Here is a 14,042-nt window from a genome sequence, read left to right as displayed (position 1 = left end):
CTTGATGGATTTTTGACACTCCGCACATTTTCATGATGAATAGGTCTGTGTCGGCAGCAAAATAGCATGAATTGCTGATGCTTGCTGACACGCATTGAAAAGGAGTCAATACGATGTCTGTCGTGGTAGGTGTTGGCGTCATTATCGTCAATCAACAAGGTGAAGTGTTACTGGGCAAACGCTGTGGTCAGCATGCACCTTACTGGTCAATTCCCGGCGGTCATATGGAGGCGGGAGAATCATTTGAACAAGCCGCCCAGCGGGAAATACAGGAAGAAACAGGTTTATACATCAACAAGATAAAGGTTATCGCATTGTGTAATAATCTTGCGACCTGGCGGGCCGAAGGTAAACACACAGTTTCAGTTTGTTTGCTGGCGTCACACCCCGGTGGTCAGCCAGAGCTGAAAGAGCCCGATAAATGTCAGCAATGGATATGGTGCAATCCGCGACAATTACCCGAGCCCCATTTTGAAGCCAGCCGCCATGCTATCGATTTATGGCTAAATCAGCAGTTTTACGTCTCCTTCGACTAAAAAATAGCGATATATAAATAACTATATAACCAGCAAATACAGCTGGTTATTTGCACTATCACGCAAAAATTTATCCCTTTATCCCATTATTACTCAGCAAATCTGAACTATTATTGCTAAATACCTCCATTGGGTTAGTCATCAGTAAAAAATCCCCCTACAATAGTCATACTTATTTTGTGGGAAATATTTATCACTAACTGATAAGAATCTGTTGGCAGATTATTTGGCATTTTATCCTTTCGTACATTTAATCCGTCCGTTTTACCAACAATCATTAGACATACCCAATAGGTTTCAAGTGACAGCAACGACATGACTCTCCGGCAGTGAGATGAATAGTTGTGGCTTGAAATATCAAGGGTAGATAACAGTGGGTGCAATTATGAGCAATAAACAGACTGGCTTCGTCAAGCGACGCCGGTGGGGATGGTTATGGATCTTGCTGATCGGCATCATTATTGGCGCGGCGCTATTGGCAGGGACTGCCACCGTTTTCCATAAAACCAGCGATACTGCGTTCTGCGTTTCCTGCCACACCATGCAGCAACCATTGGCTGAATATCAAGGGAGCGTCCACTTCCAAAATACCAAAGGTATCCGTGCTGAATGTGCTGACTGCCATGTGCCTCACGAACCACTGGACTATCTCTGGACCAAAATCCGGGCAGTGAAAGATATCTACGGTGAAATGGCTGGCACAATAAATACACCAGAAAAATACGAAGCCCACAAACTCGCGATGGCTCAATCAGTATGGAAAACGCTGAAAGAGAATGATTCCGCGACCTGCCGTTCATGTCATAGCTATGATGCCATGGATATCACTGGGCAAAGTGCTGAAGCCCGCATTCAGCACCCAGTTGCCATTAAGAATGGCGAAACCTGTATTGACTGCCATAAAGGTGTTGCCCATATCCTGCCGGACATGAGTGAAGTGACTCAGGCCGGTGCCGCCGAACTGGCTACCGCGGCAGCACAAACTCCTGCCACGGCAACCAAGCTCTATACCATCGCCACCGAGCCCTTCTTTATGAATGCCGGTGATAGCCATAATGCCGGTAACCTGATGCCATCGACCGAAGTCGATGTGGTGAAACAGCAAGGTGAGCAGGTGCTGGTTGATGTTAAAGGCTGGCAACAAGATGGTGTGGCCGAGGTGTTCTATGCCGCACAAGGAAAACGCATTCTGAGTGTGTTATTGGGTGAAGATGCACAAAAAGCACTGAAAACACTCAATACCCAAACGGATCCGGAAACCAATCTGGTCTGGCATCAAGTGGCACTTCAGGTGTGGTTGCCGAAGAAACAACTGGTTGATGACCAGCAGAAGATCTGGCGTTATGCCGCCGATATGATGTCCGCTAACTGTACCGGGTGTCACGGTTTAACTGCTCTGGACCGCTTCAATGCGAACCAATGGATTGGGGTAATCAAAGGCATGGCACCACGCACCTCCCTGACTCAGGAGCAGTTGCGCGTGATGACACAATATGTACAAAAGCATGCCAGTGATATGCCGGCCAAGCTGTAAATAAGAGGCGAAAATGACTAAATACCAACAACAACCTTTAAAAATGAGCCGCCGCCGCTTCTTACTGGGAACCAGCGCGCTGGCCGTCTTGCCGATAGTCGGTGGTCTGTGGCCTAAATCAGCATTGGCGGAAGCTATCAGTCAGGCATTACCTCAGTTTTTGGCGCTGCGTCAGGCACAAAAAGGCATTCTGACTGGCGCTCACTGGGGTGCATTTGAAGCTATCGTCGAGAATGGACGTATGGTGGGGGTTCAACCGGTCAAAGATGATCCGTGGCCCAATGACCTTATCACCATGGCCCCTTATCAGGTGCACGCCGATAACCGTATCAAATACCCAATGGTGCGGAAAAGCTGGCTGGAAGGCGGCCCCGGCAGCCACACCGAGTTGCGCGGTCGTGATGAGTGGGTGCGCGTCAGTTGGGATCAAGCCACCGAACTGGTGTGCAACGAAATCGTGCGGGTACAGAAAGATCACGGCCCGCAGGCACTGTATGCCGGTTCTTATGGCTGGAAAAGTGTCGGGATGTTGCACAACAGCCGGACTTTACTGCAACGTTTGATGAACCTAAGTGGCGGCTTCCTTGGTTATGCCGGTGACTATTCAACCGGTGCCGCGCAGGTCATTATGACCCACGTCATGGGATCGATGGAGGTTTATGAACAGCAAACCGCCTGGCCCAATGTGGTTGAGAACAGCGAACTGGTGATTCTATGGGGTTGTAACCCGATGATCACCTTGAAAAATAGCTGGAATATTCCGGATCATGTCGGTCAAACCGGTTTTGAGGCCTTGAAGAAGAAAGGCACCAAAGTTATCAGTATTGATCCAGTACATAATGACAGCGCTAAATTCACTAATGCTCAATGGATTGCCCCGCGCCCATACACTGATAGCGCCATGCTTATCGGGATTGCCCATACCTTACTGACTGAAAAGCTTCACAATCCAGACTTTATCAAGACCTACACCATCGGTTTTGATAAGTTCCAGGCTTATCTGTTAGGGGAAACTGACGGCCAGCCGAAGAATGCTGAATGGGCGGCTGATATCAGTGGCGTGGATGCTGAGGTACTGCGCCAACTGGCGCGGGATATGGCAAAACAGCGCACCATGATCATGGGTGGTTGGGGGATTCAGCGCCAGCACCACGGTGAGCAACAACATTGGCTACTGGTGACCGTCGCCGCAATGCTTGGCCAAATTGGTTTACCAGGGGGCGGTTTTGGTTTCAGTTACCACTACTCTTCCGGTGGCAGCCCAACTGCCAAAGGCGGTATTTTGCCGGGAATCTCTGCCGGGAATGCACCAAAGAACTCGCCAACGCCAATTCCGGTGGCTCGTATTGCCGAGTGCCTGGCGAATCCGGGGAAAACCATTGATTTCAATGGCACCAAAGTGACCTATCCCGATGTCAAAATGGTCTATGTTGCTGGCGGCAATACCTTCCACCAGCATCAGGATACCAATAATCTGGTCAAAGCATGGCAACACCCAGAAACTATTGTGGTCAATGAACCATACTGGACCGCCACCGCCAAGCATGCCGATATCGTATTGCCCGCGACCACCAGTTATGAACGTAACGATTTGGAAATGGGCGGCGACTATTCGCAGCTTTATGTTTTCCCGATGCATCAGTGCGTCCCACCACAGCATGAATCGCGCAATGATTTTGATATTTTTGCCGCCATGGCCACCCGACTGGGTGTCATTGATGCCTTTACCGAGGGCAAAGATGAGACACAGTGGCTGAAATCAATGTATGACGATATGAAATCACAAGCCCGTACTGCTCGCGTCGCCCTGCCTCCTTTCGATATGTTTTGGGCGTCGAACAACTATATTCGCTTCCCTATTCCTGAAGCGAACAAGCAGTGGGTACGTTTTGCTGATTATCGTGAGAACCCGCTACTCAACCCTCTCGGCACGCCATCCGGTAAGATTGAAATCTACTCTGATACTATCGCCAAAATGGAATATGCCGATTGTCAGGGGATCCCAACCTGGATGCCACCTTATGAATGGTATCGTGGCGCCGAAGCCAAGAAATATCCACTGTCACTGAATACCGCGCACCCTATCAATCGCCTGCATTCGCAATTGGATAACACCCCGCTACGCGAAAAGTATGCTGTTGCCGACCGCGAAGCGATCCTCATCAGCCCGCAAGATGCCAGCGCGCGGGAAATTGTCAACGGGGATTTGGTTCGAGCTTTTAATGATCGCGGGCAGATTTTGGTCGGTGCCGTGGTGACGGACGATGTTCGCCCGGGTGTGGTGCGGATCAGTGAAGGTGCCTGGTTTGACCCAGCGGACCCATCAGTGCCAGGTTCTCTGTGTAAAAACGGCAATATCAACTGCCTGACTTTCGATATTGGCTCATCCAGTTTAGCGCAAGGCAACTGCGGGCAGATGGCACAACTTGAAATTGAAAAGTACCGCGGGCCAGTACTGAAAAATACCGCCCACGCGGTTCCAGCCGGAGCTTAATAGCATTAAGTCATCAGCGAAGGGCGGTCATCATATCGCTCTTCGCGACGATTAGGCGCAGTATCCGCTTCCAGCTTACTCAAATACACCAGCGCTTGTTCGCGGGTATCAAAGCACATTTCACGCGAGGCTTGTAGGCTGGCACAGACTGCCGGACGGGATGGCGAGTGGAAAATACCGCAGCGCATATTGTCATCCAAATGCAGACAACGAGTATTGGCAGGCTTGCCTAAAGGCATGCCGGGGATCGGGCTGGAAACCGAAGGGGCTATACAGCAGGCACCGCAATTTGAGCGACAGTCCATCAGCAGGCTCCTGTAGGCTGGTGGCATAGCTGCGGACAATAGCAACCGCCCTCATCAACTACCAGCATTATCCTCGATCAACGACACAATAGCAGATACCCCCGCAAGTTCCGCCTTTCAGCCCCTTATTTTCAGTTTATTCTTCAACCTGAATAACTCTTGTCAGTACGATATTTAATCAAAACTTAATACTACAGCCAGACTAATCACTAACCAGTCTATCCCGACAAGCATATTCATCTGTTTACAGTTTCGCTGCCACCATGTACCATTAAGCTAGTACAAGAGAATTATTAACCCTATTTAGAACTATTCCCAAAGTAATTGGTGTTGCAGGTAGGCGGCAAACGAACTCATCCCGACGAGCTTACGAAGTCAGTGATTCAAGTGAGTGAGCACAGCGCCCCAAGCGACTTCAAGTACGAAGGATATTTGGAGTAACAAATGTCGATGGACTTAACCCAACCCTTATCACGGCCTTCTGTGCTGGGCGGTGCAATGATAGTTGCTGGCACCGCTGTGGGCGCAGGGATGTTCTCAATCCCAATCGTGACAGCCGGTGTGTGGTTCAGCGGCTCTGTGGCTCTGTTGATTTATACTTGGGCCTGTATGTTGATTTCCGGTCTGATGATTCTGGAAGCTAACTTAAACTACCCAAGTGGGGCCAGTTTCCACACGATGGTGCAAGACCTGCTCGGTAAGGTCTGGAGCTCAATCAATGGGCTTTCCATCACCTTTGTCCTCTATATTTTAACCTACGCCTATATCTCTGCCGGTGGTTCAATCATTACCCATACACTGCAAAATAGTGTGGGGATTGGTCAGGCTGGCGCAGGCTTTATTTTTGCACTGTTGGTGGCGTTTATTGTTTGGTTATCAACCCGAGCCGTCGATCGCTTAAGTACAATATTGATTGGCGGCATGGTCATCACATTTGTCATGTCTGTCGGTGATATGTTTAGCCATGTGGAAAGTGTGGTTCTGTTCAATCAGATCGACAGCAACGCCAGCTATCTGCCTTATGCCTTGGCGGCTCTGCCCTACTTACTGACATCATTTGGCTACCACGGCAATGTGCCGGGGCTGGTGAAGTACTATCATAAAGATAGTAAAGCTGTAGTGAAAAGCTTGGTGTTCGGCACCTTGACCGCATTGGTCATTTATATCCTGTGGCAGTATGCCATTCAGGGCAATATTGCCCGCGATGCATTCAAACAAGTGATTGCTGATGGCGGTAATATTGGTAGTTTACTGAAACAGATGGATGCGGTTTCGGCCAGTCAAGCCACCAGCCAACTCCTCAATGCCTTCTCTTATATGGCATTGGCTAGCTCATTCCTTGGCGTGTCTCTTGGACTATTCGACTATATTGCCGACTTCTTTAAGTTTGCCGATGATCGTGGTGGGCGCACCAAATCTGCCTTAATCACTTTTGTGCCGCCAACCATCGGTGCTCTATTGTTCCCGAATGGCTTTCTCTATGCCATCGGCTTTGCCGGTTTAGCCGCGACTATTTGGGCAGTAATTGTTCCTGCATTGATGGCGCGAGCCAGCCGCAAGCGCTTCCCACAAGCGGTTTATCGGGCTCCCGGTGGGCGCATGATGATTGGCTTTATTATCCTGTTTGGCCTGATCAATGCCGTCACCCATATTGCCGCTTTATTTGGTCTTTTACCGGTCTATCAATAGGGCCGATTTTATAGCGAAAATATCACTCTTTTTTGCGCTATCTGCTTGCCTGAAACACGCGGCACGAGTAACTTGTCGCAACTTATCTTCAATTCTGATTGGCGGTTAATAAATGGCAAGAGCTAACGAAATAAAACGCGGTATGGCGGTCAACCTCAACGGCAAATTACTGCTGGTGAAAGATATTGACGTGCAAAGCCCAAGTGCCCGTGGCGCGAGTACCCTGTATAAAATGCGTTTTTCTGATGTACGTACCGGTTTGAAAGTTGAAGAGCGTTTTAAAGGCGATGAGATCCTCGACACCATCACTTTAACCCGTCGTTCCGTGAACTTTTCCTACATTGATGGCGACGAATACGTCTTTATGGATGATGAAGATTTTACGCCATACAACTTCAAGAAAGAGCAGATTGAAGACGAGCTGCTGTTTATTCCTGAAGGCGGTATGCCGGGCATGCAGGTGCTGACGATGGACGGCCAATTGTTAGCGCTGGAATTGCCACAAACCGTTGATATGGAAATTGTCGAGACCGCACCTAGCATCAAAGGTGCATCCGCCAGTGCCCGTAACAAACCGGCTGTGATGAGCACCGGTTTGTCCATTCAGGTACCAGAATATATCAGCCCTGGTGAGAAAATTCGTATTCATATTGCGGAGCGTCGCTATATGGGACGCGCCGAATAATATCCCCATCATCTTTCACGATACAGGTGTGTTGACTGCTCTTACTCACCCGAATCACTTACTCATGTAAGCTCATCGGGATGAGTTCGTTTGCCGCCTTCCTGCATCGTGAAATCTATTGGGTATACCTACAATAAAGGGCCGATTTCTCGGCCCTTTTTGCTTTTTTATCCTAAAATACCGCTGTAACATGAAAGATGACGGGTATGGATGGCTATTTTAGCTCAGGGAAAAACGCTCGCTTCAGTGCCAACTCCACACCACGCACTTCTGCCAATCCTTTTAGGCGACCAATGGCGGAATAACCCGGATTGGTCTTCTTATGCAAGTCATCCAACATCTGGTGACCATGGTCTGGTCGCATCGGGATTGGGCGCATATCTCCAGCAGCCTGACGACGCTGTTCCTCGGTTAAGATAGCCTTAACGACAGAGTACATATCAACATCACCCTGCAAATGACCACCTTCATGGAAGGTTTTTGGGTTCCCTTCACGGCAGGTTGAACGCAGATGCGTAAAGTGAATGCGATCACCAAAGGTTTCGATCATTTTCACCAAGTCATTGTCAGCACGTACGCCATAAGAACCGGTGCACATCGTAAAACCGTTATGAATACTATCAACAGTTTCTTTCAGCCACTGCATATCTTCAATCGTTGAAACTATACGCGGCAGGCCAAGAATTGGGCGCGGTGGATCATCTGGATGTACCGCCATACGTAATCCTACCTGCTCAGCAACAGGTATAATCGCACGCAGGAAATAAGCCATATTTTCACGCAGTTGCGCTTTATCAATACCGTCATATTCGGCCAGACGCGCGCGGAACTGGTCCAGCGTATAGCCCTCTTCCGCCCCCGGTAGACCGGCGATAATATTGCCTGTCAGCTTGGCAATATCAGCTTCAGACATAGCAGCGAAATAGTCAGCCGCCTGAGACTGCTCTTCAGCGGTGTAATCATTCACAGCACCAGGGCGTTTCAAAATATGCAATTCGAAGGTCGCAAAAGCTATCTGGTCGAAACGCAATGCTTTGGAACCATCAGGCAATTGATATTCCAGATCAGTGCGCGTCCAGTCCAACACTGGCATAAAGTTGTAGCACACGGTATCAATACCACAGGCGGCCAGATTGCGTAGCGTTTGCTGATAATTTTCAATGTGTTGCTGATAATTTCCGCTGTGTGTTTTGATCTCTTCATGAATCGGGACACTTTCCACCACCGACCAGACCAAACCCTTCGCCGCCAATTCAGCCTGACGTTGTTTGATCTCACTCACCGGCCAAACTTCGCCATTCGGGATATGGTGTAACGCGGTCACTACTCCAGTTGCGCCAGCCTGACGGATATCATCTAAGGACACCGGATCATTCGGGCCATACCAACGCCATGTTTGTTCCATTTATTTTTTTACCTTCTATGTAAACTATTCAGGTGTGCTAAAAATGCTGTTATACAGATTTCCAAGAGGTATCACTCAGCTTTATCCTTACTCTTTCAGCGCTAAGAGTCAAAAAGCAAAACCTCATTGGTTGATCCACTTCACGAATATAACCAATATTGGACTTACCAATTTTATTTTCTGTCATATGGCCTTACACTGCAAGCCGATATTCATGGCAACGAGCAAAAGAAAACGATCGGTGTGGTGTGGGTTTTTCCTACAATCAACCTATAAAAACTGGTCTAACAACTTTTTATTTGCCACCTTTTATGTCAACTCCCCCGGTGAACCCTTGGGGTGAATGATTTTGGAGCCACGTATGAACACCATAGCCAACAGCACTCTCCCCTCAACCGTACAGCAGCCTACTTATGATAGAACAGCGCTGAAAAGCCGTATTGTTCACATTGGTTTTGGCGCATTTCATCGCGCTCATCAGGCATTGCTCACTGACCGAGTATTAAATCAGCAAGGGGGAGACTGGGGTATTTGCGAAATCAGCTTATTAGGTGGCGACGCATTGATTCAAAATTTACGCCAGCAAGACCATCTTTTCTCTGTTCTGGAAAAAGGCGCACAAAGCAATCAGGCAATTATCGTCGGTTCTGTTTGTGAGTCCGTACATGCCCGGCTAGACGGCATCATGCAAGTACTGGAGAAATTGGCCGAACCACAAGTGGCGATTGTCTCGTTGACCATTACTGAAAAAGGTTATTGCATCGAACCGGGTACCGGCCAATTGGATTTACAACATGAGTTTATTCGTGCCGACTTGTTAATACCTGATGCTCCGACTTCCGCACCGGGTGTGCTGGTTGAAGCCCTCCGTTTACGCCGCTTGCGCGGTTTACCTCCTTTTACCGTGCTTTCCTGCGACAACATTCCAGAAAATGGCCATGTGGTGAAAAATGCAGTGCTGGGTCTGGCAACGGCCCGTGATCCTGAACTGGCCAACTGGATTAGCCAGAACGTCACCTTCCCAAACACCATGGTTGACCGCATTGTGCCGGCCGCAACTGCAGAAACCTTACAAGAGATTGCCGATGAACTTGGCGTAATAGATTCATGCGGAATTGCCTGTGAGCCATTCATTCAATGGGTTGTTGAAGACAAATTTGTCGCTGGTCGTCCTGATTGGGAGATCGCCGGGGCGCAGTTGGTGGATGACGTATTACCCTTTGAAGAAATGAAACTACGGATGTTGAACGGCAGCCATTCCTACCTCGCATATCTGGGTTATCTGGCCGGTTATCAGCATATTAATGACTGTATGGCTGATGAAAATTACCGTATTACCGCTCGCCGCTTGATGATAGATGAGCAAGCGCCTACTCTGCGCGTCACCGGTGTTGACCTTAATGCCTATGCAGATCAGTTGATCGAACGTTATACCAATCCATCGTTAAAACATCGGACTTGGCAGATTGCTATGGACGGGAGCCAGAAATTACCACAGCGAATGTTAGATTCCGTGCGCTGGCATTTACAGCATGGCGGAAACTACCGCTGTCTGGCATTAGGTATTGCCGGTTGGATGCGTTATGTCAGTGGGGTAGATGATAACGGTCAGCCTATTGATATTCGTGACCCTATGGTCGACAACTTTAAAAAATGTGTCGCTAACAGTGAAGATGGTGTTGCCAGAGTACAGAGTTTGCTAGCGCTGAAAGCACTATTTAGCGAGTCCTTGCCACAACAGCAAACTTTCGTCCAAGCCGTCACCGAGGCCTATCTCAGCCTGCAACAATTGGGCGCGAAAGAAAGTGTGAAACGTTTAGCTGAACAAGCTTAATATCATAACTTACTATTGGCTGGATGACATTTATGCTTGTTATCCAGCCAATATTCTAATGACTCAATGAGCGTTTACTCTTCCAACTGATACGGTGCAGACTCAAATAAATAGCCATCGAAATCTGGATGGTCAGCATCAGAAAGCTCCAACAATTTCAGTTTTACATTTTCCAAATGCTGCCACATAGCTTGCTTAGCTGCCTTACCGTCACGGCGCAACACAGCTTGCAAGATTTTCTGATGATCTTCCAGCCACTGCCAGCGGTAGCTGAAATCAACAGTATGACCATGAGCTCCTAGCCACATTGCGCTGGTTTTCCGCGCCTGCCAAGCCTCTGCAACCATATTGGCCAGCACGCTATTTTGTGTCGATTGAGCCAGTAGGCAATGAAACAGTTCATCCGCACTTTCATCCACCGCCCCCGCTTCTAAAGCGGTTTTTTCTTGCTCGATGGCATGGCGCATTTTGATGATATCGGCTTTAGTGGCTTGCATAGCAGCAAAAGCAGCAACTTCACTTTCCAGTAACTGACGAGCTTGCAATAGCTCAAACGGGCCAAAACCGCTGTCGGTTGAAGCGGCAGACTCTCCCCCTGCCAACATCTCAGGGACATTGACCACATAAACACCAGAGCCTTTACGCACTTCTACCAATTTTTCCAGTTCCAACATAATCAGCGCTTCACGCACTACACTACGGCTGACACTGAAATTTTCGGCAATATCGCGCTCAGGCGGTAAACGATCGCCTACGTTATATTGACCACTGACAATCGCTGCACGCAGTTGACTGCCCACTTCCTGATATAACCGCATAGCCTTATTTCCTGCATCGGGCATTGGCGTTGATAATACCAAATTGGCCTGACCAAAGAGTATCTGAATAGCACTGAGTATATCATGTGGTCACACAATTTCATTGTGGTCAAATAACTTCTTGAGGGTAAAAAATCTGGTGAGCTAACACGACTTATCACCAAGATAAGTCGTGTTTATAGAAGTAGGTTTCTACAGAGGTAAATATTCACAGATATAAACAACACAAACTGATGTATTAGAGATAAGTGAAGGTTAAAATTCCCAGACTACGTTGTGAATTCAACCATTCCAGACGGGAAGAGGCTAAATTACCGGGTAATCGGGAAGTCAGAGGCATATTATGTGAGAGAGTTTGTCGTTGAGTCAGTGTTTCACCATTACGATAACAGCGAGTTGTTATTGTTTGGTCTTCTAATGCGGTATCACATGGACTGTCTACAATGGCTCCGGAAAAGGTGATTGTTCCTGAAACAGACAGGGTAGATTGCGCACTACTTGCAGAAAAAGATATTACCCACGAAAACATTATCGCTAAGATAATTAGTACTCGATAATTGCTCATAAACACCTCGACTTTCATATCTGTCATTTTAAAGATAGAGGATTTCAGCGTAAGCAATAGGAATGGTAGAGCTTTTTTTATTGCCCTATCCCGTCTATAACTCACTAAAATCCTCGGAATAAGCTAATTATATTTCGTCTCTCAGGGCCGCCATTAGGCGATGATCTGAAATTTCCTAGGAAATACTCTTAATTTTGGCATTTTGCGTTTAATAATTAGCCTATGTGTGGTTCTATCCTCCTCTAATAACAACGGCTAAAATTCCATTAACTTAATAGCTAATTAAAAAAAAATTTCATTGCGGAGAATCCATATGACAAAAACCAACTTGATTACCGGATTTTTGGGGTGTGGAAAAACCACCACTATTCGTCATTTGTTGGCACAAAAGCCGGAACATGAAAAGTGGGCTGTGTTGGTAAACGAATTTGGCGAAATAGGTATTGATGGTGCGCTATTAGCGCAGAGCGGAGCAGTATTAAAAGAAATACCTGGTGGGTGTATGTGTTGTGTTAATGGTCTGCCAATGCAAGTTGGTTTGAATATGTTGCTACAACAGGCAAAACCTGATCGTTTGCTGATTGAGCCAACCGGATTAGGCCACCCCAAACAAATTCTCTCTTTATTGACCTCGGATATTTATCAACCATGGATTGATCTGCGAGCCACCTTGAGCTTGCTGGATGCTCGCCAATTGAGTGAGTCTCGCTATACCAAGAATGAAAATTTCCGCGACCAATTGGCTGCCGCAGATATCCTGGTGGCGAATAAACAGGATACTTACAGCACAACAGATTACGCCACATTGCAACAATGGCATGAGCAGCAACCCACATCACGCCCACTCTATTATGCGGAACAAGGGAAAATTGATGTTGCCCTGCTCGATATACCACACAGTAATAATGATGAATTACCTAACGGCGCACATCACCACGGATCAACCCGACAACATGGGTTGGCAGCATTAAGTTTGAAAGGGGTAGAACCTTGGCGTCGTGCACTGAATAAAGGTCAAGGTTATCTTAGCTGTGGCTGGGTATTTAATGCCAATACCGTATTTGATACAGTTCCACTATTGGAATGGGTACGATTAAATCCAGTCGAGCGGGTAAAGGGAGTGATGCGTATCACCGAGGGAACATTAGTGATTAACAAACAAGGGAATGACCTACAAATAGAAACTCGTCAAATCCCCCCGCTAGATAGCCGGATTGAACTGATTAGCGCGCATGAAGCTGATTGGAATGCACTACAGCATGAATTACTGAATATCCGGTTAAATAAAGGGGTATGATATGCCCCGATTTTTATTCATTACACAATTTATAGTATAGGCCGCCGCATGACCCGTCGTAATTTACCGACAATTTTACTGCTCAACTTACTTGGGATTGCTCTGTTCTTGTCTTGGTACATCCCGGAAAACCACGGTTTTTGGTTTAAGATAGATTCGGCAATATTCTTCTATTTTAACCAGCATCTGCTCTCTAGCCCTGCCTTTCTGCATTTAGTGGCGCTCACCAACAATCGAGCTTTTGATGTTATTTCCCTAATGTGTATGGGCCTGCTTTATTTATACTTTTATATAAAAGAAGCCCCCGCAGGTCGTCGTCGATTGATAGTCACCGGGTTTGTCATGTTGTTGACTGCGGTTATTCTCAACCAGTTAGGCCACATGTTGCCCGTTTCACATCCCAGCCCAACACTGGTGTTTGAGAATATTAATCGCGTCAGTGAGTTAACCGGTATTCCAACCAAAGACGCCTCTGGTGACAGTTTCCCTGGCGATCATGGCATGATGTTGATGATCTTTGCCTGCTTTATGTTGCGCTATTTTTCCTGCCGTGCTTTTGCCATCGCCTTATTGATTATGATTGTCTTCTCGATGCCGCGAGTGATGATTGGCGCGCATTGGTTTACTGATATTGCGGTTGGCTCTCTTTCGGTAGTTCTGGTTGGGACAAGCTGGGTACTGCTGACACCGCTCGGCGATAAAGCCATTGATTTCATTAATCGGAATCTGCCTGGATTCATAAAGAAGTAATTTGCCCCCCTTTTATGTTGGGGCAAAAGTCTATTTTTTGCTCCAACGACCATTAACGTGTTCCTTCCTTTACGATCACCACGCGGCAACAAAATTAACCATCTCGTTTTTAATATCACACATTAAGTTT

The 14,042-nt window shown here is 47.4% G+C and carries 12 protein-coding genes; 8 read left to right on the top strand and 4 right to left on the bottom strand.

All coding sequences use genetic code 11. The features are described 5' to 3' along the window. Positions 1-113: 113 nt before the first annotated feature. The 3 genes from DJ58_RS15740 to torA all read left to right on the top strand — a co-directional run bounded on the left by DJ58_RS15740 (position 114) and on the right by torA (position 4,564). The gene (locus DJ58_RS15740; RefSeq protein ID WP_004710824.1) at positions 114-536 is read left to right on the top strand and encodes a nucleotide triphosphate diphosphatase NUDT15; all 423 of its coding nucleotides are present in this window, start codon (positions 114-116) and stop codon (positions 534-536) included. Positions 537-921: 385 nt separating this feature from the next. Beyond that, a complete protein-coding gene (locus DJ58_RS15745) occupies positions 922-2,070 on the top strand; it encodes a NapC/NirT family cytochrome c (RefSeq protein ID WP_032911532.1) in 1,149 nt (382 codons plus the stop codon). Positions 2,071-2,083: 13 nt separating this feature from the next. Then, positions 2,084-4,564 (top strand): trimethylamine-N-oxide reductase TorA, encoded by a 2,481-nt coding sequence (gene torA, locus DJ58_RS15750; RefSeq protein ID WP_004710828.1) that lies wholly within the window; start codon positions 2,084-2,086, stop codon positions 4,562-4,564. 5 nt (positions 4,565-4,569) lie between these two features. On the opposite strand, the gene DJ58_RS15755 is transcribed toward torA, so the two are convergent. Then, positions 4,570-4,869 carry a YkgJ family cysteine cluster protein gene (locus tag DJ58_RS15755; protein ID WP_050413906.1) on the bottom strand — a complete coding sequence of 100 codons (300 nt, stop codon included), beginning with the start codon at positions 4,867-4,869 and terminating at the stop codon, positions 4,570-4,572. A gap of 444 nt (positions 4,870-5,313) precedes the next feature. Here DJ58_RS15755 and mtr point away from each other — a divergent pair, with 444 nt between their 5' ends. Continuing rightward, complete coding sequence (gene mtr, locus DJ58_RS15760) at positions 5,314-6,558, top strand: tryptophan permease (RefSeq protein WP_032911518.1); 1,245 nt, start codon at positions 5,314-5,316, stop codon at positions 6,556-6,558. A gap of 112 nt (positions 6,559-6,670) precedes the next feature. Next, positions 6,671-7,243: an elongation factor P-like protein YeiP gene (gene yeiP / locus DJ58_RS15765; protein ID WP_004710833.1), complete on the top strand. Its 573-nt coding sequence runs from the start codon at positions 6,671-6,673 to the stop codon at positions 7,241-7,243. Between the two features lie 214 nt (positions 7,244-7,457). On the opposite strand, the gene uxuA is transcribed toward yeiP, so the two are convergent. Continuing rightward, on the bottom strand, positions 7,458-8,648 hold the full coding sequence (gene uxuA / locus DJ58_RS15770; protein WP_004710835.1) for a mannonate dehydratase: 1,191 nt from the start codon (positions 8,646-8,648) through the stop codon (positions 7,458-7,460). Positions 8,649-9,009: 361 nt separating this feature from the next. Here uxuA and DJ58_RS15775 point away from each other — a divergent pair, with 361 nt between their 5' ends. Beyond that, complete coding sequence (locus DJ58_RS15775) at positions 9,010-10,482, top strand: mannitol dehydrogenase family protein (RefSeq protein ID WP_032911519.1); 1,473 nt, start codon at positions 9,010-9,012, stop codon at positions 10,480-10,482. Positions 10,483-10,556: 74 nt separating this feature from the next. On the opposite strand, the gene DJ58_RS15780 is transcribed toward DJ58_RS15775, so the two are convergent. Both DJ58_RS15780 and DJ58_RS24105 read right to left on the bottom strand, forming a co-directional pair. After that, complete coding sequence (locus DJ58_RS15780; protein WP_032911520.1) at positions 10,557-11,300, bottom strand: GntR family transcriptional regulator; 744 nt, start codon at positions 11,298-11,300, stop codon at positions 10,557-10,559. A 238-nt stretch (positions 11,301-11,538) separates the two neighbouring features. Then, positions 11,539-11,865 (bottom strand): fimbrial protein, encoded by a 327-nt coding sequence (locus DJ58_RS24105; RefSeq protein ID WP_032911535.1) that lies wholly within the window; start codon positions 11,863-11,865, stop codon positions 11,539-11,541. Between the two features lie 313 nt (positions 11,866-12,178). Here DJ58_RS24105 and DJ58_RS15790 point away from each other — a divergent pair, with 313 nt between their 5' ends. Both DJ58_RS15790 and DJ58_RS15795 read left to right on the top strand, forming a co-directional pair. Beyond that, positions 12,179-13,162, top strand: coding sequence for a CobW family GTP-binding protein (locus DJ58_RS15790; protein WP_004710841.1), 984 nt, complete (start codon positions 12,179-12,181; stop codon positions 13,160-13,162). A 48-nt stretch (positions 13,163-13,210) separates the two neighbouring features. Further along, positions 13,211-13,912: a phosphatase PAP2 family protein gene (locus tag DJ58_RS15795; protein ID WP_004710843.1), complete on the top strand. Its 702-nt coding sequence runs from the start codon at positions 13,211-13,213 to the stop codon at positions 13,910-13,912. Positions 13,913-14,042: the final 130 nt, after the last annotated feature.

Source organism: Yersinia frederiksenii ATCC 33641 (genome assembly GCF_000754805.1).
Taxonomy (GTDB): Bacteria; Pseudomonadota; Gammaproteobacteria; order Enterobacterales; family Enterobacteriaceae; genus Yersinia; species Yersinia frederiksenii.
Note: the sequence above shows the minus strand (reverse complement) of the source record. Positions and strands in the feature narration are given on the sequence as shown.

Excerpts from the sequence above, each read along its gene's own strand:
- yeiP (WP_004710833.1), top strand. The coding sequence starts at position 6,671 with ATGGCAAGAGCTAACGAAATAAAACGCGGTATGGCGGTCAACCTCAAC.
- DJ58_RS24105 (WP_032911535.1), bottom strand. The coding sequence starts at position 11,865 with ATGAGCAATTATCGAGTACTAATTATCTTAGCGATAATGTTTTCGTGG.
- DJ58_RS15755 (WP_050413906.1), bottom strand. The coding sequence starts at position 4,869 with ATGGACTGTCGCTCAAATTGCGGTGCCTGCTGTATAGCCCCTTCGGTT.
- DJ58_RS15780 (WP_032911520.1), bottom strand. The coding sequence starts at position 11,300 with ATGCGGTTATATCAGGAAGTGGGCAGTCAACTGCGTGCAGCGATTGTC.
- DJ58_RS15790 (WP_004710841.1), top strand. The coding sequence starts at position 12,179 with ATGACAAAAACCAACTTGATTACCGGATTTTTGGGGTGTGGAAAAACC.
- torA (WP_004710828.1), top strand. The coding sequence starts at position 2,084 with ATGACTAAATACCAACAACAACCTTTAAAAATGAGCCGCCGCCGCTTC.
- DJ58_RS15745 (WP_032911532.1), top strand. The coding sequence starts at position 922 with ATGAGCAATAAACAGACTGGCTTCGTCAAGCGACGCCGGTGGGGATGG.
- DJ58_RS15740 (WP_004710824.1), top strand. The coding sequence starts at position 114 with ATGTCTGTCGTGGTAGGTGTTGGCGTCATTATCGTCAATCAACAAGGT.
- DJ58_RS15795 (WP_004710843.1), top strand. The coding sequence starts at position 13,211 with ATGACCCGTCGTAATTTACCGACAATTTTACTGCTCAACTTACTTGGG.
- DJ58_RS15775 (WP_032911519.1), top strand. The coding sequence starts at position 9,010 with ATGAACACCATAGCCAACAGCACTCTCCCCTCAACCGTACAGCAGCCT.
- uxuA (WP_004710835.1), bottom strand. The coding sequence starts at position 8,648 with ATGGAACAAACATGGCGTTGGTATGGCCCGAATGATCCGGTGTCCTTA.
- mtr (WP_032911518.1), top strand. The coding sequence starts at position 5,314 with ATGTCGATGGACTTAACCCAACCCTTATCACGGCCTTCTGTGCTGGGC.